Genomic DNA, 25,997 nt, shown 5'->3' with positions numbered 1-25,997 from the left:
TTCCGCGCCGCCTGCGCGCGCAGGCGGCGGCCTGGCGTCAGCTGTCGTCCGTCACCATCAGCTGGACCATGTCGCCCACGAAGCGCGCCACGCTATATTGCAGCGGCGAGCCTTCCTGGTCCACATTCAAGGCCTCCACCTGAAGAATGGGGCGGGTCTTGGGCTGGCCCAGCAGGCGGGCGATTTCGAGCGTGGGCAGGGCGGCGGTGATGCGCGACCACTTGCGCGTGTAATCGCCGATGCCATAGTGGGCATAGACCTTGGAGATCGAGCGCAGGGACGCCAGGCGGTCGGCGAAGTCGGGGAAGCGTTTCTCGTCGAAGAAATGTTCCGAGACGCTGATGGGGCGGTTCTCGGCTTTGCCCACGATCTGCACGCGCAGCAGCGGCGCGGCGCGGCTCAGGCCCAGGTGCTTGGCGATGTCGCCGGCGCGCAGGCTCTGGCTGCCCAGGACTTCCTGGTGGCCCAGCATGCCCTGGCTGCGCAGGTTCTCGGAAAAGCGCGTGCGCTTGCCGATGGCGTAGTCGATCGCGTGTTCCTGGACGAAGGTGCCGCGGCCTTGTTCGATGCGGACCAGGCCGCCTTGTTCGAGTTCGCCCATCGCGCGGCGGATGGTGTGGCGGTTGACGGAAAACTTGGCGGCCAGCTCGGGCTCGGACGGCAGCTGTTCGCCTGCCGCATAGAGCTTGTTGCGGATATCGTCCGCCAGCGCTTCGCCGATTTGCCGCCAGACGGCGATGCCGGAACCTCTTTCGACCATAGGGTGTGCTCGTGCTGTCACATCAGCTTAATGAAGAATGGCAGTGATTGTGCACCATGCGACGGCAGCCGCAAAGGCGCTGCGGGCACGCTGCAACTGTCATCAAAAATTCACGCCAGGCTGTTGAACTTCGTTTTCAGAGCGATCATACTCCATCCGGTCGTCTAGACGTTTAGAGGAAAAAGATGGATCACCCCAAGACAGGGCAGGATGCGGCGGGCGCCCAACGCGCCGCCTGGATGCGCGTGCTGGCGCTGGCCGATCCGGCCGCGCTGGATGGCGCCTTTTGCGCGCTGGCGGGCAAGCCGGAACACCAGACATTGCGCCCCGCGCAGACCGGCATGGCCATGGTGCGCGCCCGCAGTGGCGGCACCGGGGCCCGCTTCAATCTGGGCGAAATGAGCGTGACACGTTGCGCGGTGACGATGGGCGAGGGCGTGGTCGGCGTGGCCTACGTGCAGGGCCGCTCGCAGCGCCATGCCGAGCAGGCCGCCGTGGCCGACGCCCTGCTGCAACTGCCGGAATGGCATGACACGGTGCAGGCCCAGCTGATCCAGCCGCTGGCCCGCCTGCATGCCGAACGGGTCGAGCGCCAGGCCCGCGTGGCGGCGCAGACCAAGGTGGAATTCTTCACGATGGTGCGAGGCGAGGACTGACATGCAGCAACAGATACAAGCCGCCGCGGCCTCGGGCCGGGCGCTGCTCCCCGGATTCGCGGATCCCGTCGGCGACGCGCAGACCACGTTCCGCGCCGCGCTCGACGCGATGGCCCACCCCGGGCGCATCCATGAAATCCTGATCGAAACCGGCGTGCCGACGGGCCTGTCGCCCGCCATGACCGCGTTGCTGCTGACGCTGGTGGACGTGGACACGCCGCTGTGGCTGCCCGAAACCGTCAGCGCGGACGCGATCGCCTTCCTGCGATTTCATTGCGCCTGCCCCATCGTGCCGTCGCCCTCGCTGGCGCGTTTCGCCGCGGTGCCGGCTGGCAGCAAGGCGCCGCCGCTTTCGGCTTGCCACCAGGGTGATCCGGCCTATCCCGATCTGTCGACCACCTTGCTGATCGAGGTCGAATCCCTGTCGGGCGGGGAACCCGCCATCCTCAGCGGCCCGGGGATCAAGAGCCAGCAGCTCCTGCATGCGGCAGGGCTGCCCGAGGGCTTCTGGCGCGAATGGCGCCTCAATCATCAACGGTTTCCGCTTGGCGTCGACGTGTTGTTGACGCAGGAGCGGCGGATCTGCGCGCTGCCGCGCAGCACGCGCAAGGAGAGCTGACATGTACGTAGCCGTGAAAGGGGGCGAACGCGCCATCCTCAATTCCTACCGCATGCTGGACGACTACCGGCGCGGCGACCGCGAAGTGCCCGAGCTGAGCCTGGACCAGATTCGCGAACAGATGCCGCTGGCGGTGTCGCGGGTCATGGCCGAGGGCTCGCTTTACGATCCGCAGCTGGCGGCGCTGGCCATCAAGCAGGCGGCGGGCGACCTGATCGAAGCGGTGTTCCTGCTGCGCGCCTACCGCACCACCTTGTCGCGCTTTGGCTATACCCAGCCCATCGACACCGGCCGCATGCGCCTGCAGCGTCGCATCTCGTCCACCTTCAAGGACGTGCCTGGCGGGCAGATCCTGGGGCCGACCTACGACTACACCCAACGCCTGCTGGACTTTTCGCTACAAGCGCGGCGCGAGGCCGACGCCTTGCCGCCGGGCGGCGAGGCGCTGGACAGCGCCATGCCGCGCGTTACCGACCTGCTGGCGCATGACGACCTGATCGACGCGGAAGCCGTGCCCGAAGGCGATCCCGAACCTTTCGACCTGACCCGGCAGCCGCTGGATTTCCCGGCCTCGCGCGCGGCCCGCCTGCAGAACCTGGCGCGCGCGGACGAAGGTTTTCTGTTGTCCATGGGCTATTCGACCCAGCGCGGCTATGGCAACACCCACCCCTTCGCCGCCGAGATCCGCTACGGCGCGCTGGAGGTGGAAATGCATATCGAGGAACTGGGATTCGCCGTCACCGTGGGCGAAATCGAGATCACCGAATGCCAGATGGTCAGCCAGTTCGCCGGCAGCGCCGAGGAAGGCCCGAAGTTCACCCGGGGCTACGGCCTGACCTTCGGCTATGGCGAACGCAAGTCCATGTCGATGGCGCTGGTGGACCGCGCGCTGAAGGCGCGCGACCTGGGCGAACGCGCCGATTCCCCGGCCAACGACCACGAGTTCGTGCTCTATCACAGCGACAACGTCGAAGCCTCCGGTTTCGTGCAGCATTTGAAGCTGCCGCACTACGTGGACTTCCAGGCCAATCTTGAACTGTTGCGGCGCATGCGCGCCGAACGCGCCGCGCCAGAGGCCGCGCGCAACGATCTGATGGACGAGGCGGTTTCCCCATGACGACGCAATACGCAACGGTCGAACGCGACGACCACTACAACTTCGCCTATCTGGACGAATCCACCAAGCGCATGCTGCGCCGCGCCTTGCTCAAGGCCGTCGCCATCCCCGGCTACCAGGTGCCTTTCGGCAGCCGCGAAATGCCGCTGCCCTATGGCTGGGGCACCGGCGGCATCCAGGTGACGGCGTCCATCATCGGCGCGAACGACGTGCTCAAGGTGATCGACCAGGGTTCGGACGACACCACCAACGCGATCAACATCCGCCGCTTCTTCGGCCGGGTCACGGGCGTGGCGACGACGGAATCCACTTCTGCCGCCACCATCGTGCAGACCCGCCATCGCATCCCCGAGACGCCGCTGGCAGAGGGGCAGATCATGGTGTTCCAGGTGCCCATCCCTGAACCGCTGCGCTGGCTGGAGCCTTCCGAAACCGAGACGCGCACCATGCACGCGCTGGCCGAATACGGCGGCATGCACGTCAAGCTGTACGAAGACATCGCGCAGCACGGCCATATCGCCACCACCTATGACTACCCGGTCATCGTGAACGGGCGCTACATGATGCGGCCGTCGCCCATCCCCAAGTTCGACAACCCCAAGCTGGACCGCAGTCCCGCGCTGATGCTGTTCGGCGCGGGCCGAGAAAAGCGGGTCTACGCGGTGCCGCCCTACACCCAGGTGAAGAGCCTGGACTTCGAGGACCATCCGTTCCGGGTGGAGACCTGGAGCGAGTGCTGCGACCTGTGCGGATCGCGCGAGAGCTATCTGGATGAAATCATTTTGGACGACGCCGGCGCGCGCCGCTTCGTCTGCTCCGACACCGAGTACTGCAACGACCGCCAGGCGCAGCAGGGTGCGCAACAAGCCAACCAGGAGACCGCGGCATGAACGTCCAACCCTTGCTTTCGGTGCGCAACATGACGCGCACCTGGGACGGCGTGCATGGCTGCCGCAACGTCAACTTCGATCTGTATCCCGGCGAAGTCCTGTGCGTGGTCGGCGAGTCCGGCTCCGGCAAGAGCACGCTGCTGTCGGCCGTGTCGTACCAGACCCGGCCGGACGCGGGCAGCGTCTGGTACGACACCCGCGACCAGGGCTTTACCGATTTGGCCGCGCTGCCCGGGGCGCGCCTGCGCCTGCTGTCGCGCACCGATTGGGGCTTCGTGCGGCAGAACGCCAGGGATGGCTTGCGCATGCAGGTCAGCGCGGGCGCCAACATCGCCGAGCGGCTGATGGCGGTGGGTGACAGGCACTATGGCGACCTGCGCCAGGCCGCCGGCAATTGGCTGCAAAAGATGGAAATCGACGCGGGCCGGCTGGACGACAGGCCCACCTCGTTCTCGGGCGGCATGCAGCAGCGCCTGCAGATCGCCCGCAACCTGGTGACTCATCCGCGCCTGGTGTTCATGGACGAACCCACGGCTTCGCTCGACGTGTCGGTGCAGGCGCGCCTGCTGGACCTGCTGCGCCAACTGGTGGCCGACCTGGGCCTGGCCGCCATCGTCGTGACCCACGACCTGGCCGTGGCGCGCCTGCTGGCGCACCGGACCCTGGTCATGCGCGGCGGCGAAGTCGTCGAAAGCGGCCTGACCGACCAGATCCTCGACGATCCGCAGCATCCCTACACCCAGTTGCTGGTGTCTTCCATTTTGCAGAGCTGACCATGCCTGAAAAGACTCCCATGATCGAGGTGCGGGGCCTCGGAAAGATGTTCACCCTGCATAACCAGGGCGGCATGCGCCTGCCCGTGCTGGAGTCGGTCGACTTCGACGCGGCCGCCGGTGACTGCCTGGTGCTGGCGGGACCGTCCGGCACCGGCAAGAGCACCTTGCTGCGCTGCCTTTACGGCAACTATCTGGCGACCGAGGGCAGCATCCGGGTGCGCTGGAACGACGAATGGGTGGAGCTGGCCGGCGCTCCCGAGCAGCGCATCCTGGCGTTGCGGCGCGAGGTGATTGGCTACGTCAGCCAGTTCCTGCGCGTGATTCCGCGCGTGTCGGCGCTGGACGTGGTGGCCGAGCCCCTGCGCGCGGCGGGCGTGGAGGCCGATGAGGCCCGTTCCCGCGCAGCGGCCCTGCTGCAGCGCCTGAACGTGCCGCCGCGCCTGTGGGGTCTGGCGCCCGCCACGTTCTCGGGCGGCGAACAGCAGCGCGTGAACATCGCGCGCGGTTTCATCGCGCGCCATCCTGTCCTGTTGCTGGACGAACCCACCGCCTCGCTGGATGCCGACAACCGCCAGGTCGTGATCGCGCTGATCCGCGAGGCAATGGCCGAAGGCCGCTGCCTGCTGGGCATCTTCCACGATGCCGAAGTGCGCGATGCCGTCGCCACGCAGACCCTGGCCTTGCGTCCCGCCCAACCCGCCCAACCCGCCCTGGCCGACCTGGAGCAATGATGCAGAGCACCTATCTCACCCATGCCCGCGTGGTGCTGCAGGACCGCGTCCTGGAGGACAGCGCCGTGCTGATCGACGATGGCCGCATCGTCGCCATCGAACCTGCCGGGGCACGCGCGGACTACGAGATCGACCTGCGCGGCCAGACCTTGCTGCCGGGATTGATCGACCTGCACTGCGACGCCATCGAAAAGGAAGCCGAGCCGCGTTCGCGGGTGCTGTTTCCGCTGGATTTCGCGGTGGCCCAGGTGGACCGCCGCAATGCCGCGGCCGGTATCACCACGCCGTATCACGCGCTGTCCTTCGCCAACAGCGAGTGGGGCGTGCGCAACAACCAGACGGCGGCGGAAGTGGTGCGCACGGTGCGCGCCTTCGGCCAGCACAGCCTGGTGGACAACCGCGTCCATTGCCGCTACGAAGTGACCGACGCGACCTCGGTCGATGTGCTGCGCGCGCTGATGGACGAGGGCGCGGTGGACCTGCTGTCGGTCATGGACCATTCGCCCGGCCAGGGCCAGTTCAAGACGCTGGAGTCCTATCTGCAATACATGATGGGCAACCACGCGATGAGCCGCGAACAGGCCGAGGAGGCCGCGCAGGCCAAGACGCGCGCCAAGGACGGCGCGGTAGCGCGGGTGGAGGCGTTGCTGTCGCATGCGCAGGGGCTGGGCATACCGACAGCCAGCCATGATGACGATTCGATCCATCGCATCGCCACCATGCGCAACCTGGGCGTGGCCATGAGCGAATTCCCGATCACCCTGGATACCGCGCGCGCCGCGGTGTCCTGCGGGCTGCCTACCATCCTGGGCGCGCCCAACGTGTTGCGCGGCCAGAGCCAGAGCGGCTCCATGCGCGCCATCGACGCCATCCGCGCGGGCGTGGCCAGCTGCCTGTGCTCCGACTACCAGCCGTCGGCGTTGATCGCGGCGGCCTACACGGTGGCCGCGCAGACGGACCTGACGCTGCCGCAGGCGGTCGCGCTGGTGACGCTGAATCCGGCGCAGGCTTGCGGCCTGCCCGACCGCGGGCGCATCGCGCCGGGGCTGCGCGCGGACCTGGTGGCGGTGGCGCAAGTGGGCACGCAGCCGCTGATCAGCCATACCTGGTCGGCGGGGCGGCTGGTATTCTCGGCGCACTATCCGTCTGTGCGCGCGAGCGAGCAACGGGCGTCCGAAACGCAGGCCGTGGCGGCCTGAACCGGTTCCTGGAGAGAGATGTGTTGCATCCCATCGTGACAGCCGTGGCCTGCAGCCCGACGCACGGGTTCAGCAAGCCGGTGGTGCCGGCCATCATGTTGTTGAAGGGGCTGGGCGTGGAAGGCGACGCCCACATGGGCGTCACGGTCAAGCACCGCTCCCGCGTCAAGGCGGACCCGACGCAACCCAATCTGCGGCAGATCCACCTGATCCACGGCGAGCTGCACGACGAGCTGCAGCTTGCCGGCTTCAACGTGGCCGAAGGCACCATGGGCGAAAACATCACCACCCGCGGCATCGACCTGCTGGGCCTGCCGCGCGGGGCGCGCCTGCATATCGGCGCGCAGGCGGTGGTCGAGATCACCGGCCTGCGCAATCCGTGTTCCCAGCTCGACAACTACCAGCAGGGCCTGACCGCCGCGGTGCTGGGCCGCCATCCGGACGGCAGCCTGATGCGCCGCGCCGGCATCATGGGCATCGTGATCGAGGGCGGGGCGGTGAGCGCGGGCGATCCGATCCGCGTGGCGCTGCCCGAATTGCCGCACCTGCCGCTGGAGCGTGTCTGAACACCTTCTGCGCAGGGCCGGCCTGTCGCAAAAACATCGCCGGCATGCGCAGCCGGGAGGCCGCGCATCTGGTTAAATGACGGGAAAGGCGCAGCCGCGATTTCCGCGGCGCGCCGGCCCTTTTTCCGGAGTTTGCGATGGCACGATTCAATTTCACCCAGGATCCCGAGGAACCCGATCTGTGGGCCGCGGAGAACGTCGCCGCCGGCAAGGGCCGCCCGCCCATCCACGTGATGATCCAGACTGACGGCGAAGAGCCCGACAGCAGCGCGTCCAAGGTGGTCAAGGCCATCATCGACGATCTCGACGACCAGATCCTGGCCGCGGCCGAGTTCCTGCTGGAAAACTACTCCTACGAGCACTACAAGAAGCTCGGCCTGGACGACAACCAGCTGCTGCAGGAAGAAACCCCCGAAGCCATGGCCCAGCATGCCGTGCTGCGCGCGCTGTGGCTGTTCGACGAAGACGGCGACGGCTATGAGCTGTGGTTCACGCTGCCCTGGGATCCGGTGCATACCTACGACGTGGAATTCGAGGACGGCGCGCCCGTCTCGTGCTCGGTCAACGACTGAGGCGCGCAGGCCCCAGGGGCGTGCTTATCGATCCAGCTCGAACTTCGTCGCCTGGCTCTGGCCCAGCGAATCGTCGTAGCGGTACAGCATCTTCAGGGACTTGCCCTTGCGCACCGTGTCGGCCGCGGTGTTCTCAAGCACCACGTCGATCTCGCGGCCGACGAATTCGGTGCAGTCGGTATCGGCGCGGGCGCCATCGGGGATGTCCGCGTTCCTGACCTTCAAGCGAAACATTAGTTGCGTCAGTTCCGTGCCGTCGGTGCGGTACTGGCGCATCACCACGGGCAGGTTGGCCACGGTGCCGCCCAGCTCGCAGGAAATGCGGGTCCAGGCGTAGGAGGCGGGCGCGGCGGACATCAGGGCCGCGGCTGCCAGGGCGCAGCGCAGGCTAAGGCGTTTCATGGCATGAGAACTGAGCGCGGCGCCCATGCGTGCCGCGCCGGGATGGGGAGCGAAGGGTTTTATATGTTGCTCCCGGCCATGGCGCCGGTCAAGCTGGCGCAAGCCATGAAAAAAACGGGCCATGCGGCCCGTTTTTCATTGCCTGCTGTTTCAGGCGTTCTGGTTTGCGGCCTGTCCCGGGGAGGCTTCCCCGGCTGCGGCGGACTCGGTATCGGCCGTGTCCTCGCGATTGCCTTCCAGCTTGGAGATCACGGCGGTGGCCAGGCTGTTGCCGACCACGTTGGTGGCGGTGCGGCCCATGTCGAAGAACTGGTCGATGCCCATGATCAGCAACAGGCCTGCTTCCGGCAGGTGGAACATCGGCAGGGTCGCGGCCACCACCACGAGCGAGGCGCGCGCCACGCCGGCCATGCCTTTGCTGGTGACCATCAGCACCAGCAGCAGCGTCAGCTGCTGCGTAAAGCTCATCTGGATGTTGTAGGCCTGGGCGATGAACAGTACCGCGAAGGACTGGTACATCATCGAGCCGTCCAGGTTGAAGGAGTAGCCCAGCGGCAGCACGAAGCCCGAGATGCGCTTGGGCACCCCGAAACGGGTCAGCGCCTCGATGGTCTTGGGGTAGGCGGATTCGCTGCTGGCCGTGGAGAACGCCAGCAGCGTGGGCTCTTTGATCAAACCGCCCAGGCGGAAGGTCGACTTGCCCAGGAACAGGTAGCCCACGGCGAACAGAATGGCCCACAGCAGCGCCAGGCCCAGGTAGAACTCGCCTATCAGCTTGCCGTAGCTGACCAGCACGCCCAGGCCCTCGGTGGTGATGGCGGCGGCCATGGCGGCGAACACGCCCAGGGGCGCGAAGCGCATCACGTAGTCCGTCACCCGGAACATGATCTTGGCCAGTTCGTCGATCAGGTTGTAGATGGCGTTGTGGCCCTTGCCGCGGATGAAGGACAGGGCGGCGCCGAAGAACAGCGAGAACACCAGGATCTGCAGGATCTCGTTGTTGGCCATGGCCTCTGCGATGCTGCGCGGGAACACGTGCGTGATGAAGGCCTTGAGCGTGAAGTCGCCCGTCTTCAGGCCCGAGGTCAGGCCCGCGTCCGGCAGCGCCAGGTTCATGTGCGCGCCCGGCTGGAAGATGTTGACCAGCGCCAGGCCCAGCAGCAGCGACAGGGCCGATGCGGCGATGAACCAGACCATGGCGCGCATGCCGATGCGGCCCACGGCGCTGGCGTCGCTCATGCTGGCCAGGCCGGTCACCAGGGTGGCGAAGACCAGCGGGGCGATGATCATCTTGATCATGCGCAGGAAGATGTCGGTGACGAGACTGAAGTACGAGGCGATCTGCAACGCCTCTTTCTCATTCTGCGCGTAGTTGTGGCAGAAATAGCCCACCACGATGCCCAGCACCATGGCGATGCCGATGTAACGCGTCAGCTTCTTAGTGTTCATGATCAAAACGGAAAACAGGGATCGTTTGCCTGGCCCGGCAGGGCGGGCGCGCCGGCATGAGGGCGGGCAAGAGGATCCGGAGAGGGGATGCCAGGGTAGGCCGCGAGGCCCGGGTTTACCCTTGGGGCGCGATCTTAACGCCGCACACCTGACACGCAGTTGTCAGGTTGGGGACGGATGGCGCCGCTTCCTGGGGCGACGGCAAGTAGCGGGCGATAGCGAAGATGTATCAATTTGGAACGGCTGCGCTATTGCTCGCCGCCATGCCAGAATGGTTCAGCCCCAGCGCCCGCGAGCCCGGGGCAACACACGAACAACAGGCCCCTGCGCGGGGCCGCATGAGGAGACTAGGCAATGCCGAAACGCGAACTGTCCGTGCTGGCGTCCGGATACACCTATCTGGAGGGGCTGCGCTGGCACGAAAACCGCCTGTGGGCGTCGGACTTCTATACCGAGCAGGTCATCGCCGTGGACCTGGAGGGCAAGGTCGAGCAGATCTGCAAGGTGCCGCAGCAGCCTTCCGGGCTGGGCTGGCTGCCGGACGGCCGCCTGCTGATTGCGTCCATGAAGGACCGCAAGCTGCTGCGGCGCGAGACGGACGGCACGTTGGCCGTGCACGCCGACCTGTCGGCGTACACCGGTGGCCCGGTCAACGACATGGTGGTGGATGCGCAAGGCCGGGCCTATGTGGGCAATTTCGGTTTCGACCTGATGGCGGGCGAGCCGGTCCGCAATACCGGCATCGTGCGCGTCGATCCCGACGGTTCGGCGCGCCAGGTGGCCGAAGGGCTCTGCTTTCCCAACGGCTCGTTCATCACGCCGGACGGCAAGACCATGATCGTCAACGAAACCTTCGGCAACCGCATTTCCGAGTTCGACATCCTGGCCGATGGCGGGCTGGGGCCGCGCCGCGACTGGGCCGATTTCGGCCCCTTGCCGGCCAGCGACGACCTGGGCGTGCTGATCGCCGCCTCCGCCATCGGGCCCGACGGCGGCGCGCTGGACGCGGAAGGCGCCTTGTGGGTGGCCGACGCCATCGGCAAGCGCATCGTGCGCGTGGCGCGCGGCGGCAAGATCCTGGAGCAGATCGACACCGGCGAATTCGGCATCTTCGCCGCCGCCCTGGGCGGGCCGGATGGGCGGACCCTGTTCATGGCGGCCGCGCCCGACTTCATCGAGGCCAACCGGCGGGCCAAGCACCAAGGCTGCATCCTGATGACCCGGGTGGACGTGCCGCACGCCGGCCGGCCGTAGACGCCGCAGTTTCTGGCGCGGCGCGCCCCGCCGCGCCATCGGTCCTTCGGGCGAGTCGAAGGCTGGCCTGAGCCTTTCGTGCTCATCTGAATGGACCGGATACGGGCGGTTGCAAGACCTTTCGTCGAATCCCCCGTAAAATCACTCCATTCAGCAAGTCTTCAATCATCTTTCAATAGACAGTACCTAAGGAGGACCACTCATGGCCCTAGTCTCCATGCGCCAGTTGCTCGACCACGCCGCCGAGCACGGCTACGGCATTCCCGCTTTCAACGTCAACAACCTGGAACAGGTCCAGGCCATCATGGAAGCCGCTGCGGAGACCGACAGCCCGGTGATCATGCAGGCCTCGGCCGGCGCGCGCAAATACGCGGGCGAAGGCTTCCTGAAGCACCTGATCCAGGCCGCCGTGGAATCCTATCCCCACATCCCCGTGGTCATGCACCAGGATCACGGCCAGTCGCCCAAGATCTGCCAAGGCGCCATCGACCTGGGCTTCTCCAGCGTCATGATGGACGGTTCGCTCAAGGAAGACGGCAAGACCATCGCCGACTACGACTACAACGTCGAAGTCACCAAGAAGGTCGTGGACACCGCCCACAAGCTGGGCGTGACGGTCGAAGGCGAACTGGGCTGCCTGGGTTCCCTGGAAACCATGGAAGGCGACAAGGAAGACGGCCACGGCGCCGACGGCAAGCTGACCATGGATCAGCTGCTGACCGATCCGGAACAAGCGGCCGACTTCGTGCGCCGCACGCAACTGGACGCCCTGGCCATCGCCATCGGCACCAGCCACGGCGCCTACAAGTTCACGCGCAAGCCCACCGGCGACATTCTGTCGATCTCCCGCATCAAGGAAATCCACGCCCGCCTGCCCAACACCCACCTGGTGATGCACGGCAGCTCCAGCGTGCCGCAGGAACTGCTGGCCGAGATCCGTGAATTCGGCGGCAACATGAAGGAAACCTACGGCGTGCCCGTCGAGGAAATCCAGGAAGCCATCAAGTACGGCGTGCGCAAGATCAATATCGACACCGATATCCGTCTGGCCATGACCGGCGCGATCCGCCGCTTCTTCGCTGAAAACCCGGAAAAGTTCGACCCGCGCGAATACCTGAAGCCGGCCCGCGCCGCCGCCAAGGCGATCTGTGTGGCTCGCTACACCGAATTCGGCACCGCCGGCAACGCCAGCAAGATCAAGGCCCTGCCGCTGACCGAAATTGCCGCGCAATACGCGTCGGGCAAGCTGGCTCAAGTGGTGCAGTAAGCAAAGCTGCGGGGCTGGACGCTTGAGGCGTCCGGCGCCCGGGCGCAATGAAAAGCGGTCCGCGCATGCGGACCGCTTTTTTTTGCCTGCGCCGCCGCTAGGGCGCAGGCGAGTTGCGGGGAAAGTGCGGCACGGTCCGGTCGACGTGGTGCCAGGACGGGGCCGAGTCGGTCCAGAGGGTGGCACGGGCGCGGAAGGCTTCCGGATCGTCCAGCGAACCGGCCCGCACGATGTCATAGCCCATGCCCGCCGAATTGCCGAACAGCGGAGTGCCGCAGTCCGCGCAGAAGCTGCGCATCACGGTATGGCCGGATTCGCCGCGGTAGCGGTGCTCTTTGGGGTTGCCGCGCAGGAGCGTGATGGAGCCGGTGGGGAAGATCAGGGCATGGGCCGGGGCGCCGCCGCTGGAATATTGGCAGTCCCGGCAATGACAGGTCGCCGCCATGATCGGTTCATCGGTGATGGCGTAGCGGATGGCGCCGCATTGGCAACCGCCAGTCAGGTGCACCTGCGCGTCGGCGTGGGCGCTGCGTTTGGGGGAAGCATCCTGCATACGGCTCTGTCTCCAGCTTGGGGTCAGCGCCGTGACGCCAGAGGCGGCCGGCGCGCATCATAGGGGAGGCAAGAGCCTAACCCGGCCGCCGGGCGGCGTCGAGGGGAGGCCCGGCAAAACCTGTCCATTTGCAGTAACCTATGCGCTTCGCAAGACCCACGCGCGTCGCGCCGGCCTTGCACGCGGTTCCCGGATTCCGTTCTACTTCCCGCCCTGGCGCCTGCCCGAGGCGGGAATCTTCATTATTGCCATAGGCCATTCCCGTGACTTCTGCTTTGCATCAATCCAGCATCAAGTCCTTGCCGCTGCTGGGCCGCGGTAAGGTGCGCGACATGTACGCGGTGGGCGACGACAAGTTGCTGATCGTCGCATCGGATCGCATCTCCGCATTTGACGTGATTCTTGACGACCCCATCCCCGGCAAGGGACAGGTGCTGACCGAGCTGACCGAGTTCTGGCTGCAGAAGCTGGCCCACATCCTGCCGAACCACTCCACCGGCATCAAGCCCGAAGACGTGGTCGCGCCGGACGAAGTCGACCAGGTGCGCGGCCGCGCCGTGGTGGTCAAGCGCTTGAAACCCATCCTGGTGGAAGCGGTGGCCCGCGGCTACCTGATCGGCTCGGGCTGGAAGGACTACCAGGCCACCGGCGCCGTCTGCGGCATCAAGCTGCCCGCCGGCCTGCAACAGGCCAGCCAGCTGCCCGAACCCATTTTCACGCCCGCCGCCAAGGCCGAATTCGGCATGCACGACGAGAACGTGGACTTTGCCCACGTGGTCAAGGAAGTCGGCCAGGAAATGGCCGAGCGCATCCGCGACGTGACCCTCAAGCTGTACGCCGAAGCGGCCAAGTTCGCGGCCACCAAGGGCATCATCATCGCCGACACCAAGTTCGAATTCGGGCTGGACGACGATGGCACGCTGTACCTGATGGACGAAGTGCTGACGCCGGATTCCTCGCGCTTCTGGCCGGCCGACGGCTACCGCGTGGGCATCAGCCCCCCGTCGTTCGACAAGCAGTTCGTTCGCGACTGGCTGGAAACCCAGACCTGGGACAAGACCCCGCCCGCGCCGCGCCTGCCTCAGGACGTGCTGGAAAAGACCGCCGCCAAGTACCGCGAAGCCCTGGACCGCCTGGTCGCCTGAACGCTTACGGCCAAGGAAAACCCGCTCCTAGGGCGTCCGGATGACGAAAATCCGGATCGCACTTCGGTTTTGTGAGACAGGGTTCTTGAGCCGCCGGCGTCCGGACTGCGGGATTCCGATGCTCGCCCCGGTGGGGCTGCGCTTCGGATCCCTCCGCCCGGCCACCGGCTCACGGCATCTGCCCGTGAGCGGGGTCCGAAACCAACGCATTAGGCGACTGCCAGCCGAGGTGGCCCGGAGCCATCCGAAGCGCAGCCCCACCGGGGCGAGCATCGGAATGGCGCAGGGCTGCCTCGGCGGCTAAAGAACCCTGACATCTGCGAGCTCGAAGCCCTGCCGCACCGTACTTCGGTTTGGTGAAGCAGGGTTCTTGAGCCGCCGGCGTCCGGACTGCGGGATTCCGATGCTCGCCCCGGTGGGGCTGCGCTTCGGATCCCTCCGCCCGGCCACCGGCTCACGACATCTGCCCGTGAGCGGGGTCCGAAACCTACGCATTAGGCGACTGCCAGCCGAGGATCCGGAGCCATCCGAAGCGCAGCCCCATTGGGGCGAGCATCGGAATGGCGCAGGGCAGCCTCGGCGGCTAAAGAACCCTGACATCCGCAAGCTCGAAGCCCTGCCGCTCCCCCCCGGAAGTTGCCTTTACGTGCAATTTCCGCGGGACGGTTCAGATGGAGCGGTTTTTTCGCCCTGAAAGCGCCTGCCCTGCAAGGGTTATCAGGGCTTTCGATAGGATTTATTGCGAATTGTGACGTTATAATTCCCGGCTGCTTGCATGGGGACGTTCCCCAGAAAGGAGCTCCCAGCATGGTAATGATGTTGCCTTTCCTGACTGGCCTGATCGCGGTGTGGTTTGGCATGCTAGGCAGGCGCCGCCCCTGCGTGACCTTCTGGCTGTTGACGCTGGCGCTGTTCGCCGCCTGGTGTCAGTACCACATGACCAGCCCGCTGGCCTTGTCGTTCTGAGGGCGGGGCGATGATCTTCTCCCGCAATCCTGCGCGCGGCTCGCGCGTCCTCAATGGCCTGGCGCTGCTGGGCGTCACCGGCGCCCTGGGCATGGCCTTCTTCTGGCAGATCGCCTACGACGAACTGCCTTGTCCGCTGTGCCTGTTGCAGCGCGTGGCGCTGTTGCTAGCGGGCGTGGGCTTTTTGCTGAACATGCGGCTGGGGCCTTCGCCCATGCACTATGCGATGAGCATCGCGGCTGCATTGGGCGGCATGCTGGCCGCCGGCCGGCAAGTGCTGCTGCACATCGCGCCGGGCGATCCGGGCTACGGTTCGCCCCTGCTGGGCCTGCACTTCTACACCTGGGCGTTCATCGCCTTTGCCGCCATCATCGTGTTCTGCGCCGTGATGCTGGCGGTCGACCGCAAATGGGGCGACAACATGCTGCGCAAGCCGGTGTCGGTGCTGGGCGTGCTGGTCATGGCCCTGTTTTTCCTGGTGGCGCTGGCCAATGTGGGCAGCACCACGCTGGAGTGCGGTTTCGGGCCTTGTCCGGACAACCCCGCCAGCTACCAATGGCTGGATTCCGCCTCCGCGACATAGCCCTTGCCGGCGCCGGGTAAAATACCGGGTTTCGCGGCATCCGTCCGCGGTCCTTTGACTTTCCGCGGCCCTGCGCCGCGGTCTCAACTCTACGACACCGGTTATGACAGCCAAGACTTCCGCAGCGGCAGAGGCCACCCCCGTGGTGGGCGTGATTATGGGTTCTTCCAGCGATTGGGAGGTCATGAAGCACGCGGTCACGATGCTGGAGGATTTTGGCGTTCCCCATGAGGCGCGCGTGATCTCCGCGCATCGCATGCCGCAGGACATGGCCGAGTACGGCGCGGCGGCGCATGCCCGCGGCCTGCGCGGCATCATCGCCGGCGCCGGCGGCGCGGCGCACCTGCCGGGCATGATGGCCGCGCTGACCGAAGTGCCGGTATTCGGCGTGCCGGTGCCGTCCAAGTACCTGCGCGGCGAGGATTCGCTGCTGTCCATCGTGCAAATGCCCAAGGGCGTGCCGGTGGCCACCTTCGCGATCGGCGAAGCCGGCGCGGCCAATGCCGCGCTGCACCTGATCGCCACCCTGGCTGGCACGGACGCGGGCTTGCACAAGAAGCTGGTGGCGTTCCGCGCCCGCCAGACGCAAGCCGCGCGCGACATGAAGGTTCCGCCCGAGGCCTGATCAGAATGACTCAATCGACTGCTTTCATGATTGCTCCCGGCGGCTGGCTGGGATTGCTGGGCGGGGGCCAACTGGGCCGCATGTTCTGCCACGCGGCCCAGAGCCTGGGCTACAAGGTCGCGGTGCTGGATCCGGCCGCCGAATGCCCGGCGGGCATGGTGGCCGACCTGCACATCCAGGCGGCCTATGACGACGAAGCCGGCCTCGAGCGCCTGGCCCAGACCTGTCAGGCCGTCACTACCGAATTCGAGAACGTGCCCGCGGACAGCCTGCGCACCCTGGCCACGCGCTGCCGCGTCAGCCCGGCCGGAGATGCCGTCGCCATCGTGCAGGACCGCATCGCCGAAAAGACCTTCATTGCCTCGCAGGGCATTGCTGTCGCGCCGCACGCCGCGATCCGCAGCGAAGCCGACCTGCGCGCTGCGCCCCAAGGGTTGTTTCCGGGCATCCTGAAAGTCGCCCGCCTGGGTTACGACGGCAAGGGCCAGGCCCGCATCAGCACGCGCGAGGAGGCGCTGGCCGCCTTCGCCGAATTCGGCGGCGTGGCCTGCGTGCTGGAAGCGCTGATGCCGCTGGACTACGAAATTTCCGTGGTGCTGGCGCGCGGTTTCGACGGCGCGAGCGTGGTGTTCCCGGTGGCGCGCAACGTGCACCGCGACGGCATCCTGGCGGTGTCGACCGCCGCGCCGGTGCAGCAGGACGCAGCCCACGCAGAACGCCAGGCCCGCGCCACGCAGGCCGCGCAAGCCATCGCGCAAGGCCTGGGCTACCACGGCGTGCTGTGCGTGGAATTCTTCGTGCTCAAGGACGGCAGCCTGATCGTCAATGAGATCGCGCCGCGCCCGCATAACAGCGGCCACTACACCATGGACGCCTGCCTGACCAGCCAGTTCGAGCAGCAGGCGCGCGCCATGGCCGGCCTGCCGCTGGGCGGCTCCGACCTGCTGGCGCCTGCCGTCATGCTGAACATCCTGGGCGACATCTGGTATCCGTCGGCCACCGCCACGGCGCAGCGCGAACCCGATTGGGCCGCCGCGCTGGCCGTGCCAACTGCCAAGCTGCATCTGTACGGCAAGCGCGAAGCGCGCCGCGGCCGCAAGATGGGCCACATCACGATCGTGGCGCCGACCTTGCAGCAGGCTCGTGACGACGCCGCCCGCGTGGCGGCGGCGCTGGGCATGCAGGCTCCCGAGTAAAGCGCGGATTCCATGACTTCCTTGCCCCCGTCAGCGTCCGCCAGCGCCGCGGAGATCGCCCACGCCGCGCAGCGCATGCTGGACGGCGAGCTGGCCGCGTTTCCGACCGAGACCGTCTACGGCCTGGGCGCCGATGCGGAAAACCCGCAAGCGGTCGCCAAGATCTACGCCGCCAAGGGCCGGCCTTCCAACCATCCCGTCATTGTGCACATCGCGCCGCAAGGCGATTTGTCGTACTGGGCGGCGGAAGTGCCGCAAGAGGCGCGCCTGCTGATCGACGCCTTCTGGCCCGGTCCGCTCACGCTGATCCTCAAGCGCGCGCCGCACATCGCCGATACGGTCAGCGGCGGCCAGGACAGCATCGGCATCCGCTGCCCCTCGCATCCGGTGGCGCAGGCGCTGCTGGCGGCTTTTGCCGCGGGCAAGCCCAACGGGCAGGGCGGCGTCGCGGCGCCGTCCGCCAACAAGTTCGGCCAGGTGTCGCCGACGCGCGCCGAGCACGTGCGCAGCGAGTTCCCCGAGGAAGTCGCGGCCGGCATGCCGGTGCTGGAGGGCGGCGCGTCGGAGGTGGGCATCGAGTCCACCATCCTCGACCTGTCGCGCCTGGACCGCGGCGCCGGTCCCGTGCTGCTGCGTCCCGGCCACATCAGCGCCGCGCAGATCGAAGCCGTGCTGGGCGTGCAGGTCTTCGCGCCCGACGCCGCCGCGCCCAGGGCATCGGGCACGCTGAAGGCGCACTACGCGCCGCGCACGGCGCTGGAGCTGGCCTCGGACGCGCGGCTGCGCGACGTGGTGCAGGGGCAGGGCCTGCCCGAGGGCAAGGTCGTGGTGGTCGCCTACGGCGATCGCCCCGCCGCGCTCGACGCCCGGGTGCAGTGGCAGGCCGTGCCCGCCGATCCGGCGCGTTACGCCCAGGCGCTCTATGGCCTGCTGCGCGATCTGGACAAGCAGGGTTATGCGCGCATCATCGTGCAGGCGCCGCCGGCTACCGATGACTGGCACGCCGTCAACGACCGCATTGGCCGCGCCGCAGCGGCTTTCGTCTTGGATACGACGGACTTGTAGGATGAGTGAAGCGCGGTAGTTCTTGAGCAAGGACTCGCGTGCTTCACCCATCCTACGCCGCCAGAAATTCGCCGATCCTTTCCACCGCCTGCCGTAACGGCGGCAGGAACTCCTCCGTCAGCCGGTTCAGCGGCACCCGCGCCGCCTTGACGCTGACGTTGACCGCGCCACAGGCCTTGCCGCTGGCCGAGCGCACCGCCACCGAGATGGCGCGCACGTTCAATTCCAGCTCCTGGTCGACGACGGCGTAGTCCTGTTCGCGGATGCGCGCGAGTTCGGCGCGCAGTTTTTCCTCGGTGACCAGCGTGAATTCCGTGTATGGCTGCAGCTCGGTCGCGGCGAAGTAGCGGGCCAGCGCGGGCTCCGGCAATTGCGCCAGCAGCACCCGCCCGATGGAGGTGCAGTACGCCGGCAGCCTGCTGCCCAGCCCCATCGAGGTGGCCAGCAGGCGAGTGACCTCGGAACGCGCCAGGTACAGCATTTCGTGGCCTTCCATGATGGCCAGGGCGCAGGTCTCGTTGATCGTGGCGCTGAGTTCTTCCAGTACCGGCTGCGCCAGCGAGACGAAGGGCGTGGACGAGAAATAGGCGTAGCCCAGGCCCAGGATGCGCGGCGTCAGCACATAGAGCCTGCCGTGTTGCTCGGCGATGCCCAACAGGATCAGCGTGTGCAGGCAGCGTTGCACCACGGCGCGCGGCAGGCCGGCGCGGCGGCTCAGTTCGGCCGCGGTCTGCGGGTGGCGGCGGGTGCCGAAGGCGCGGATCACATGCAGGCCGCGCGCCAGCGTCAGCATGTAGTCCGGATCGCCGCGCAACTGGTCCGGATGATCTTCCGCCGCGAGCGGCGCGGCATAGCCGGGCGGGGGAAGATTGGGCCGCATCAGGCTGCGCGCAGTGGCGCGCCAGTGCGCGCCTGGAGGGCTGAGAGGGTCATGCCGTCGATCATATCCCGAACCAGCAGCCCGTCCGGCGTGATCTCGATGACGGCGAGGTCGGTATAGATGCGGTCCACCACGCCGGCGCCCGTCAGCGGATACGTGCAGCGTTCGACGATCTTGGGTTCGCCGCTCTTGCTGTTGTGTTCCATCATGATGTAGACGCTGCGCGCGCCCACCGCCAGGTCCATCGCGCCGCCCACGGCCGGCGCCTCCCCGGGTTTGGCCAGCGACCAGTTGGCCAGGTCGCCGTTGGCGGCGACCTGCATGCCGCCCATGACGCAGATATCCAGATGGCCGCCGCGCATCATCGCGAACGAATCCGCATGATGGAAATAAGCGCCGCCTTCGAGCAGGGTCACGGGCTGCTTGCCGGCGTTGATCAGGTCCAGGTTGATGTCGGCCTCGGCGGGCGGCGGGCCCATGCCCAGGATGCCGTTCTCGCTGTGCAGCACGATCTCGCGGCCGGCGGGCAGGTGGGCGGCCACCAGCACCGGCATGCCGATGCCCAGGTTGACATAGCTGCCGTCGGGGATGTCCCGGGCCAGGCGGCGCGCCATGGCCTCGCGGGTCAGGGGTTGGAACATGCGGACTCCTTTGGATTCGGCCAGCCCTAGCTGGAAAAGGCGGCGTTGGCCACCTGGGTGACGCGCTTGACGAAGATGCCCGGCGTCACCACGGCCTCGGGCGAGAGCTCGCCCAGCGCGACCCTGGCGCGCACCTGCACGATGGCGGTCTTGGCCGCCATGCACATGACGGGACCGAAGTTGCGCGCGCTCTTGTTGTAGGTGAGATTGCCCCAGCGGTCGGCCAGGTCGGCCTTCACCAGTGCAAAGTCGCCAGGCAAGGGATGTTCGAAGACATGGCCGCGGCCGTCGATCATGCGCGTTTCCTTGCCGCGCGCCAGTTCGGTGCCATAGGCCGTGGGCGTGTAGAACCCGCCCAGGCCGGCGCCGGCCGCCCGCAGGCGTTCGGCGATGGTGCCTTGCGGCACGCATTCCAGTTCGATGCGGCCCTGGCGGTAGAACTCGTCGAAGACCCAGGAGTGAGAGGCCTTTGGAAACGAGCAGATCACCTTGCGCACGCGCCCGGCCTTGATCAGCGCGGCCAGGCCGGTTTCGTGGTTGCCGGCGTTGTTGCTGACCACGGTGAGTTCGCGCGCGCCCTGCGCGATCAGCGCGTGGATCAGTTCGGTGGGCATGCCGGCGCCGCCGAAGCCGCTGATCAGCACGGTCGCGCCATCGTGGACGTCCGCAACGGCGGTTTCGGGAGTGTCGTAGAACTTGTCGATCATGGCGGGGCTCCTGCGCCTTCAGTCCAAGGTGATGCGGGCCTGCTTGATGATTCCGGCGTAGCGCGTCGAGTCCGTCTTCATCAGCTCCGCGAATTGCGCGGTGGTGCCGCTGGCCGGCAGGAAGCCCGCGTCCAGGAATTTCTGCCTGACGTCGGGCTCCTTGACGATCTCGCTGATCTCGCGCGCCATGCGCTCGATGACCGGCGCAGGCGTGCCGGCCGGCGCCATCAGGCCCGCCCACGAACCGGTGACGAAGCCGGGCAGGCCGGCTTCTTCCATGGTCGGGATCGAGGGCTCGGTCGGCCAGCGCTGCTTGCCGGTGAACGCCAGCGCCTTCAGCCGGTTCTGCTTGACGTACTGCATGGGCACGAGGATCGGGTCGAAGACCATCGATACGCGGCCGCCCAGCAGGTCGGCCAGGATGGGGGCGCTGCCTTTGTAGGCCACGTGCGTCATGGTGATCTTGCTTTGCAGCGCGAAGTCGGCGCCGGTCAGGTGCGCGCTGGAACCGTTGCCGCTGGAGGCATAGGTGAGCTTGTCCGGATTCTTGCGGCCATAGTCGACCAGTTCGGCCACCGTCTTCACGGGTATGTCTTCGGCCACGAACAGGAACAGGGGCAGGTCCGCCATCTGCACCACGGGCGTCAGGTCGGCGGGCTTGTAGCCCAGCTTGTATAGATGGAAATTGATGATGTAGGCCGGAAGGATGGAAAGAAAGGTGTAGCCGTCCGGCTCCGCCTTCGCGGCGATGGCGGCGCCCACGCTGCTGTTGGCGCCGGGGCGGTTCTCGATGATGATGGTCTGCTTCAGGCGCGGGCCGAGCTTGTCCATCACGATGCGCGTGACGATGTCGGTCGAGCCGCCCGGCGTGTACGGCACGATGATCTTGATCGGCTTGCTGGGCCAGTCATCCGCTGCGTGGACGCCGGCGCCGGCGGCCAGGCCGCCGGCCGCCAGGGCCGTGCCCAGCAGGGATTTGAGGATGCTGCGGCGGGACAGCAAGAGGCTTGCACGGGTCATGGGTTGGGTCTCCTCCATGAGTCGGCCGCTGGCGTAGTCGCGGCCGTTATTTTTGAGAGATCGCGGCGCCGGCAGCGGCGGGCCCGGGACGCGAAAAAAGTATGGCACCAAGGCAAGCGGCCATCGCGGCCTGGCAGGCGGATAAAGTTCGTTCACCGGACAGGTCTGCAACCTTCTGGAATCGCGGTCGGTACCCCGGGTTTCCACTAGGCTTCTTCGCGTTGTTCACGCCGTGGACATGCCTTAATCTGGCGGCCGGCCCAGTAAGGCAGGGCTCGGTTTCAACCGCAGCCGGCTTACAAGCCAGCGCGGGCATCCATCTCAGGAGAAGCGATCATGAAGCGGTCCATCTTGTTTGCAGCCGGCGCCATTGCCCTGGCTTGCGCATCCCAGGCGGCGGTGGCGGGGCCCACCCTCGATGCCGTGAAGAAAAAAGGATTCGTGCAGTGCGGCCTGACCGACGGCGTATCCGGCTTTTCGGCCACCAACAGCAAGGGCGAATGGGAAGGCATGGACGTGGACATCTGTCGCGCGGTCGCGGCGGCGGTGTTCGGTGATCCGACCAAATTCAAGGGCACGCCGCTGTCCACCCAGCAGCGCTTCACGGCGTTGCAATCGGGCGAGGTGGATGTGCTGCTGCGCACCGTCACGCTGACGCAGACCCGCGACACCTCGCTGGGCCTGGCGGCCGTGGCGGCCAGCTTCTACGACGGTCAGGGCATCCTGGTGAACAAGAAGCTGGGCGTCAAAAGCGCCAAGGAACTCAACGGCGCCACGGTCTGCGTGCAGCCCGGCACCACCACGGAGCTCAACCTGGCCGACTGGTTCCGCACCAACAACATCGAGTTCAAGCCGGTGGTGATCGACAAGGTGACCGAGGTCGTGCGCGCCTTCGAGTCGGGCCGTTGCGACGCCTTCACCGACGACGCCTCGCAACTGGCCGCGGTGCGCGCCACGCAGGTCGCCAAGCCGGACGACTACGAAATCCTGCCGGAACGTTTCTCCAAGGAGCCGCTGGGTCCCATGGTGCGCCAGGGCGACGAGAACTGGCTGGGCATCGTGCGCTGGACGCTGTTCGCGCTGATGGAAGCCGAGGAATACGGCATCACGCAGAAGAACGTCGATGAAATGCTCAAGAGCAACAACCCCAACATCGCCCGCATCCTGGGCGTGACGCCGGGCGCGGGCAAGAACATGGGGCTGGATGAGAAGTGGGCCTACAACGCCATCAAGGCAGTGGGCAATTACAGCGAAGTGTTCGAGCGCAACGTGGGCAAGGACAGCAAGCTTGGCCTGCAACGCGGCACCAATGCGTTGTGGAACAAGGGCGGCGCCATGTATCCCTGGCCGATCCGCTGAGGTTCGCGCCAGCCAGGACGGCCCGGATTTCCGGGCCGTTTTTTTATGGCATCGCCACGCGATACGTTCGCACCGTATTACGGTACGCTATGCGCTTTCCACTGGACGCCCCAACGCGCCATGACGCAGACCCGAAACGCCGAGGATTCCCCACTGTTCATCGCCGCGCTGGCGCGCGGCGTCTCCGTCCTGCGCGCCTTCAGCGAGGGGCAGCCCGCCATGACCTTGCCAGAGCTGGCCGAAGCGACCGGGCTGAGCAAGAGTTCGGTGCAGCGCTTCACCCACACGCTGTGGACCCTGGGCTACCTGCGCAAGGATCCCTTGAGCAAGAAGTTCTCGCTGGGACCCTGGTCGCTGGAGCTGGGCATGAAGTACGTGCAGACCAGCCCGCTGGTGCTGGGCGGCAATCCCTTCCTGCACACGCTCAACCGCAACAGCCAGGAGACCTGCAGCCTGGCCGAGCCCGACGGCCTGGATATGGTGTACGTGGCGCGCTTTGCCACCCACAAGGAAATGTTCGTGAACATGCCGGTGGGCATGCGCCTGCCGCTGTACTGCACGGCGGCGGGCCGGGCGGTGCTGGCCAGGCTGGATCCCGCAGTCGCGCGCGATCTCCTGGAACGCTGCGACCGCAAGGCCTACACGGCCGCCACCATCACCGGCATGGACGAGCTCCAGGGCGAGCTGGAGTTTGCCCGGCGTCACGGGTATGCGCGCTCCAACGGCGAGTTCTATCCGGGCGACATCACGGTCAGCGCCGCGGTGCTGGATGCCGGCGGCACGCCAGTAGGGGCCGTCAACGTGTCGGTGCCGTCCAGCCGCTGGTCGTTCGAGCAGGCGCAGGCGGTGTTCGGTCCGCAAGTGGTGGAAACGGCGCACGCCATCAGCGCGTCGCGCACCTTGGGGCGGTCGCGCCCCTTCTATGAAATGGAGCCGCCGGGCGGGGCCCTGCGCGACGCGATGCCGCTCGCGGGCGACGAGGCCTGATTCCAGTGCACGCGGGGCGCAGGCGCGCCGGGCAAGCGTGCTTGCTATTCTTACTAATTTAGTCGGATATAAAACCGCCGATTAGGGGAAACTCCCTAATTGGCCGGTTGCTTGTACGCACGCTACTCTTATTTCGACACGATCATATCGCACAGCGATTTGATCGAATCTAAATAGTGATCCCAGCCTAGTTCATGGCAGCGGTCGTCACACAGGAGCCGAGTTGTGCAGCAGCCAGCCGAAGTCTGTTTTCATCCCGTCGCCGGGTTCATGGGCCTGCCCGCCGTCCGCGCCGCCGGCACGGGCGCGGCGCGCGCCTGCGTGGTCGGCATTCCATTCGATTGCGGCACGCATCCGTTCCGCGTCGGTTCGCGCCAGGGGCCGGACGCGATACGGGAGCAGTCCAGGCTGCTGCGGCCGGTGGACATATTCCGGCGCCACGGCATCGACAACCCACCGGAATTCCTGCGCGCCATCGACGTGGGCAACGTGGCCTGCCATCCGGGCGATCCGGACGCGTCCTATCCGCTGATCGAGGCCGGCATCGGCGCCATCCTGGACTCGGGCGCGATTCCGATCTCCATGGGAGGCGACGGTGCGGTCACCTTGCCGCAGCTGCGCGCCGTGGCGCGCCGCCATCCGGATTTCGTTGTGCTGCATTTCGATTCGCACACCGACACCTATCCCATCCCCGGCTACAACACCGCCACCACGTTCACGCGCGCCGCCGAAGAAGGGCTGCTGGACGTGGCCTCCAGCTTTCACGTCGGCACGCGCGGCAGCTCCTTCATGCCGGGCGTGCTGGAGTTCGGCCGCGAGGTCGGCTACACGATCCTGCCTTATGACGACTTCGACCAGGACCAGAAGGGCGCGCTGGCCGACATCAAGCAGCGCATCGGCGAGCGTCCGGTGTACCTGTGCTTCGACATGGACATCTTCGATCCCTCCTGCGCGCCGGGCGTGTGCACGCCGGAGTGGGGTGGGCTCACGGCCAAGGAAGGGCTGGCGCTGTTGCGCCAGCTCGCGGGCCTGAACTTCGTGGCATTCGACGTGAACACCGTGTCACCGCCGCAAGACGTGCAGGGGGCCACGGCCTTCCTGGCAGCCACCGTCATGCAGGAATTCTGCGCGCTGGCGGCGGTCGCGGTGCAGCAGTATCCGCAGGGGCGTCCGGCCTGAGCCGGGTTCACCACGCCGACAACTTCATCCAAGGGGAAAACGATGAAACTCAAATCCATTCTGCTGGGCCTGGCTGTCGCCGGCCTGCTGGCTCAGGGCGGCGCGCAGGCGCGCACGCTGGACGAGATCCGCGCGGATCAGAGCCTGAATGTAGTCACCACGGCGTCCGCGCCGCCGCACGGCTTCAAGAATCCGAAGTCGAACCAGCTGGAGGGCATCATGGTGGACGTGGCCGCGGCCGTGGCCAAGCACTTGAAGGTGTCGGACAAGCTGTCCGATGTGCCGTTCTCCGGCCTGATTCCCACGTTGACCTCGGGCCGCGCCGACGTGATGTCCGCGCCGCTCTTCATCACAGAGGAACGCGCCCGCGCCATCGATTTTTCGGCGCCGGTCTATGAATGGGGCGAGGGCGTCGTGGTCAGCGACAAGGCTGATAAGAAATACGCCAAGTTCGAAGACATGAAGGGCCAGCGTGTGGGCGTGCTGGTGGACTCGGTGCAGTTCAACATGATCAAGGACATGCCCGGCACCAAGGTGTCCACGTACCAGGACTATTCCACGCTGCTGGCCGACGTGCGCGCCGGCCGCATCGACCTGGGCATCGTCGACCCGCCCAGCATCATCTACCAGATCAAGACCAAGAACATCCCGGGCGTGAAGCTGGACACGGGCTACCAGCCGCAACGCAAGTGGCAGGTGGGCATGGCGGTGCAGAAGGGCAACGCCGCGCTGCTGGAGGCGGTCAACGGCGCGCTGGCGCAGATGAAGCAGAACGGCGAGCTTGCCGCCATCGGGCAGAAGTGGGGCGTGGCCGACCTGATGAGCAAATGACG

General features: G+C 66.7%; 29 protein-coding genes. 21 read left to right on the top strand and 8 right to left on the bottom strand.

The window, feature by feature from the left end; genetic code table 11:
• Window positions 1-37: 37 nt before the first annotated feature.
• Window positions 38-760 carry a phosphonate metabolism transcriptional regulator PhnF gene (gene phnF, locus ACZ5YA_RS14440; protein WP_464092693.1) on the bottom strand — a complete coding sequence of 241 codons (723 nt, stop codon included), beginning with the start codon at window positions 758-760 and terminating at the stop codon, window positions 38-40.
• 185 nt (window positions 761-945) lie between these two features.
• On the opposite strand from phnF, the gene phnG reads away from it, so the two are divergent.
• The 9 genes from phnG (at window position 946) to ACZ5YA_RS14395 (ending at window position 7,886) form a co-directional block, all read left to right on the top strand.
• Window positions 946-1,416, top strand: coding sequence for a phosphonate C-P lyase system protein PhnG (gene phnG, locus ACZ5YA_RS14435; RefSeq protein ID WP_088142251.1), 471 nt, complete (start codon window positions 946-948; stop codon window positions 1,414-1,416).
• 1 nt (window position 1,417) lies between these two features.
• On the top strand, window positions 1,418-2,035 hold the full coding sequence (gene phnH / locus ACZ5YA_RS14430; protein WP_118932789.1) for a phosphonate C-P lyase system protein PhnH: 618 nt from the start codon (window positions 1,418-1,420) through the stop codon (window positions 2,033-2,035).
• 1 nt (window position 2,036) lies between these two features.
• On the top strand, window positions 2,037-3,152 hold the full coding sequence (locus tag ACZ5YA_RS14425) for a carbon-phosphorus lyase complex subunit (RefSeq protein WP_464092692.1): 1,116 nt from the start codon (window positions 2,037-2,039) through the stop codon (window positions 3,150-3,152).
• The gene (locus ACZ5YA_RS14420; RefSeq protein WP_464092691.1) at window positions 3,149-4,042 is read left to right on the top strand and encodes an alpha-D-ribose 1-methylphosphonate 5-phosphate C-P-lyase PhnJ; all 894 of its coding nucleotides are present in this window, start codon (window positions 3,149-3,151) and stop codon (window positions 4,040-4,042) included. The genes ACZ5YA_RS14425 and ACZ5YA_RS14420 overlap by 4 nt, the downstream gene beginning before the upstream one ends.
• A complete protein-coding gene (gene phnK / locus ACZ5YA_RS14415) occupies window positions 4,039-4,815 on the top strand; it encodes a phosphonate C-P lyase system protein PhnK (RefSeq protein ID WP_059379459.1) in 777 nt (258 codons plus the stop codon). Before ACZ5YA_RS14420 ends, phnK begins: the two co-directional genes overlap by 4 nt.
• Before the next feature lie 2 nt (window positions 4,816-4,817).
• Window positions 4,818-5,549 (top strand): phosphonate C-P lyase system protein PhnL, encoded by a 732-nt coding sequence (gene phnL / locus ACZ5YA_RS14410; protein WP_464092690.1) that lies wholly within the window; start codon window positions 4,818-4,820, stop codon window positions 5,547-5,549.
• On the top strand, window positions 5,549-6,748 hold the full coding sequence (locus ACZ5YA_RS14405; protein WP_464092851.1) for an alpha-D-ribose 1-methylphosphonate 5-triphosphate diphosphatase: 1,200 nt from the start codon (window positions 5,549-5,551) through the stop codon (window positions 6,746-6,748). The genes phnL and ACZ5YA_RS14405 overlap by 1 nt, the downstream gene beginning before the upstream one ends.
• 23 nt (window positions 6,749-6,771) lie before the next feature.
• Window positions 6,772-7,314, top strand: coding sequence for an MOSC domain-containing protein (locus ACZ5YA_RS14400; protein ID WP_059379500.1), 543 nt, complete (start codon window positions 6,772-6,774; stop codon window positions 7,312-7,314).
• Window positions 7,315-7,451: 137 nt separating this feature from the next.
• The gene (locus ACZ5YA_RS14395) at window positions 7,452-7,886 is read left to right on the top strand and encodes a hypothetical protein (RefSeq protein ID WP_054451475.1); all 435 of its coding nucleotides are present in this window, start codon (window positions 7,452-7,454) and stop codon (window positions 7,884-7,886) included.
• 24 nt (window positions 7,887-7,910) lie between these two features.
• Here ACZ5YA_RS14395 and ACZ5YA_RS14390 read toward each other — a convergent pair whose 3' ends face one another.
• Together ACZ5YA_RS14390 and ACZ5YA_RS14385 are read right to left on the bottom strand one after the other, a co-directional pair.
• On the bottom strand, window positions 7,911-8,288 hold the full coding sequence (locus ACZ5YA_RS14390; protein ID WP_059379499.1) for a hypothetical protein: 378 nt from the start codon (window positions 8,286-8,288) through the stop codon (window positions 7,911-7,913).
• Between the two features lie 150 nt (window positions 8,289-8,438).
• Window positions 8,439-9,737, bottom strand: a complete 1,299-nt coding sequence (locus ACZ5YA_RS14385; RefSeq protein WP_059379498.1) for a dicarboxylate/amino acid:cation symporter — start codon at window positions 9,735-9,737, stop codon at window positions 8,439-8,441.
• A gap of 354 nt (window positions 9,738-10,091) precedes the next feature.
• Here ACZ5YA_RS14385 and ACZ5YA_RS14380 point away from each other — a divergent pair, with 354 nt between their 5' ends.
• Window positions 10,092-10,991, top strand: coding sequence for an SMP-30/gluconolactonase/LRE family protein (locus ACZ5YA_RS14380; RefSeq protein ID WP_059379456.1), 900 nt, complete (start codon window positions 10,092-10,094; stop codon window positions 10,989-10,991).
• 202 nt (window positions 10,992-11,193) lie between these two features.
• A complete protein-coding gene (gene fba / locus ACZ5YA_RS14375; RefSeq protein ID WP_059379455.1) occupies window positions 11,194-12,258 on the top strand; it encodes a class II fructose-bisphosphate aldolase in 1,065 nt (354 codons plus the stop codon).
• Between the two features lie 97 nt (window positions 12,259-12,355).
• Here fba and ACZ5YA_RS14370 read toward each other — a convergent pair whose 3' ends face one another.
• Window positions 12,356-12,811, bottom strand: a complete 456-nt coding sequence (locus ACZ5YA_RS14370; RefSeq protein WP_059379454.1) for a GFA family protein — start codon at window positions 12,809-12,811, stop codon at window positions 12,356-12,358.
• Window positions 12,812-13,074: 263 nt separating this feature from the next.
• On the opposite strand from ACZ5YA_RS14370, the gene ACZ5YA_RS14365 reads away from it, so the two are divergent.
• The 6 genes from ACZ5YA_RS14365 (at window position 13,075) to ACZ5YA_RS14340 (ending at window position 18,391) form a co-directional block, all read left to right on the top strand.
• Window positions 13,075-13,956 (top strand): phosphoribosylaminoimidazolesuccinocarboxamide synthase, encoded by an 882-nt coding sequence (locus ACZ5YA_RS14365; RefSeq protein WP_049075485.1) that lies wholly within the window; start codon window positions 13,075-13,077, stop codon window positions 13,954-13,956.
• Between the two features lie 807 nt (window positions 13,957-14,763).
• A complete protein-coding gene (locus tag ACZ5YA_RS14360) occupies window positions 14,764-14,922 on the top strand; it encodes a DUF5993 family protein (RefSeq protein ID WP_013395673.1) in 159 nt (52 codons plus the stop codon).
• 10 nt (window positions 14,923-14,932) lie between these two features.
• Entirely contained in the window at window positions 14,933-15,505 is a 573-nt protein-coding gene (locus ACZ5YA_RS14355; protein ID WP_059380208.1) for a disulfide bond formation protein B, read from the top strand.
• Between the two features lie 103 nt (window positions 15,506-15,608).
• Window positions 15,609-16,130 (top strand): 5-(carboxyamino)imidazole ribonucleotide mutase, encoded by a 522-nt coding sequence (gene purE, locus ACZ5YA_RS14350; RefSeq protein ID WP_054451468.1) that lies wholly within the window; start codon window positions 15,609-15,611, stop codon window positions 16,128-16,130.
• Window positions 16,131-16,135: 5 nt separating this feature from the next.
• A complete protein-coding gene (locus tag ACZ5YA_RS14345; protein WP_118932781.1) occupies window positions 16,136-17,326 on the top strand; it encodes a 5-(carboxyamino)imidazole ribonucleotide synthase in 1,191 nt (396 codons plus the stop codon).
• Between the two features lie 12 nt (window positions 17,327-17,338).
• Entirely contained in the window at window positions 17,339-18,391 is a 1,053-nt protein-coding gene (locus ACZ5YA_RS14340; RefSeq protein ID WP_059380206.1) for an L-threonylcarbamoyladenylate synthase, read from the top strand.
• Between the two features lie 52 nt (window positions 18,392-18,443).
• Here ACZ5YA_RS14340 and ACZ5YA_RS14335 read toward each other — a convergent pair whose 3' ends face one another.
• Genes ACZ5YA_RS14335 through ACZ5YA_RS14320 form a run of 4 tightly spaced genes read right to left on the bottom strand, consistent with a single transcriptional unit; the run spans window position 18,444 to window position 21,639 of the window.
• Window positions 18,444-19,271: an IclR family transcriptional regulator domain-containing protein gene (locus ACZ5YA_RS14335; protein ID WP_118932780.1), complete on the bottom strand. Its 828-nt coding sequence runs from the start codon at window positions 19,269-19,271 to the stop codon at window positions 18,444-18,446.
• Entirely contained in the window at window positions 19,271-19,912 is a 642-nt protein-coding gene (locus ACZ5YA_RS14330; protein WP_118932779.1) for a 3-oxoacid CoA-transferase subunit B, read from the bottom strand. The genes ACZ5YA_RS14335 and ACZ5YA_RS14330 overlap by 1 nt, the downstream gene beginning before the upstream one ends.
• Window positions 19,913-19,938: 26 nt before the next feature.
• Entirely contained in the window at window positions 19,939-20,619 is a 681-nt protein-coding gene (locus ACZ5YA_RS14325; protein WP_464092689.1) for a 3-oxoacid CoA-transferase subunit A, read from the bottom strand.
• Between the two features lie 18 nt (window positions 20,620-20,637).
• On the bottom strand, window positions 20,638-21,639 hold the full coding sequence (locus ACZ5YA_RS14320) for a Bug family tripartite tricarboxylate transporter substrate binding protein (protein WP_464092688.1): 1,002 nt from the start codon (window positions 21,637-21,639) through the stop codon (window positions 20,638-20,640).
• Between the two features lie 336 nt (window positions 21,640-21,975).
• Between ACZ5YA_RS14320 and ACZ5YA_RS14315 the strand changes: the two genes are divergently transcribed.
• The 4 genes from ACZ5YA_RS14315 (at window position 21,976) to ACZ5YA_RS14300 (ending at window position 25,995) form a co-directional block, all read left to right on the top strand.
• Window positions 21,976-22,998: an amino acid ABC transporter substrate-binding protein gene (locus ACZ5YA_RS14315; protein WP_118932778.1), complete on the top strand. Its 1,023-nt coding sequence runs from the start codon at window positions 21,976-21,978 to the stop codon at window positions 22,996-22,998.
• 120 nt (window positions 22,999-23,118) lie between these two features.
• The gene (locus ACZ5YA_RS14310) at window positions 23,119-23,985 is read left to right on the top strand and encodes an IclR family transcriptional regulator (RefSeq protein ID WP_059380200.1); all 867 of its coding nucleotides are present in this window, start codon (window positions 23,119-23,121) and stop codon (window positions 23,983-23,985) included.
• 270 nt (window positions 23,986-24,255) lie between these two features.
• Window positions 24,256-25,164, top strand: a complete 909-nt coding sequence (locus tag ACZ5YA_RS14305) for an arginase family protein (RefSeq protein WP_059380213.1) — start codon at window positions 24,256-24,258, stop codon at window positions 25,162-25,164.
• 42 nt (window positions 25,165-25,206) lie between these two features.
• Window positions 25,207-25,995 carry an ABC transporter substrate-binding protein gene (locus ACZ5YA_RS14300; RefSeq protein ID WP_059380199.1) on the top strand — a complete coding sequence of 263 codons (789 nt, stop codon included), beginning with the start codon at window positions 25,207-25,209 and terminating at the stop codon, window positions 25,993-25,995.
• Window positions 25,996-25,997: the final 2 nt, after the last annotated feature.

Source organism: Achromobacter sp. JCM 18799 (assembly GCF_055395645.1).
This window is presented reverse-complemented; position numbering and strand designations above follow the sequence as displayed.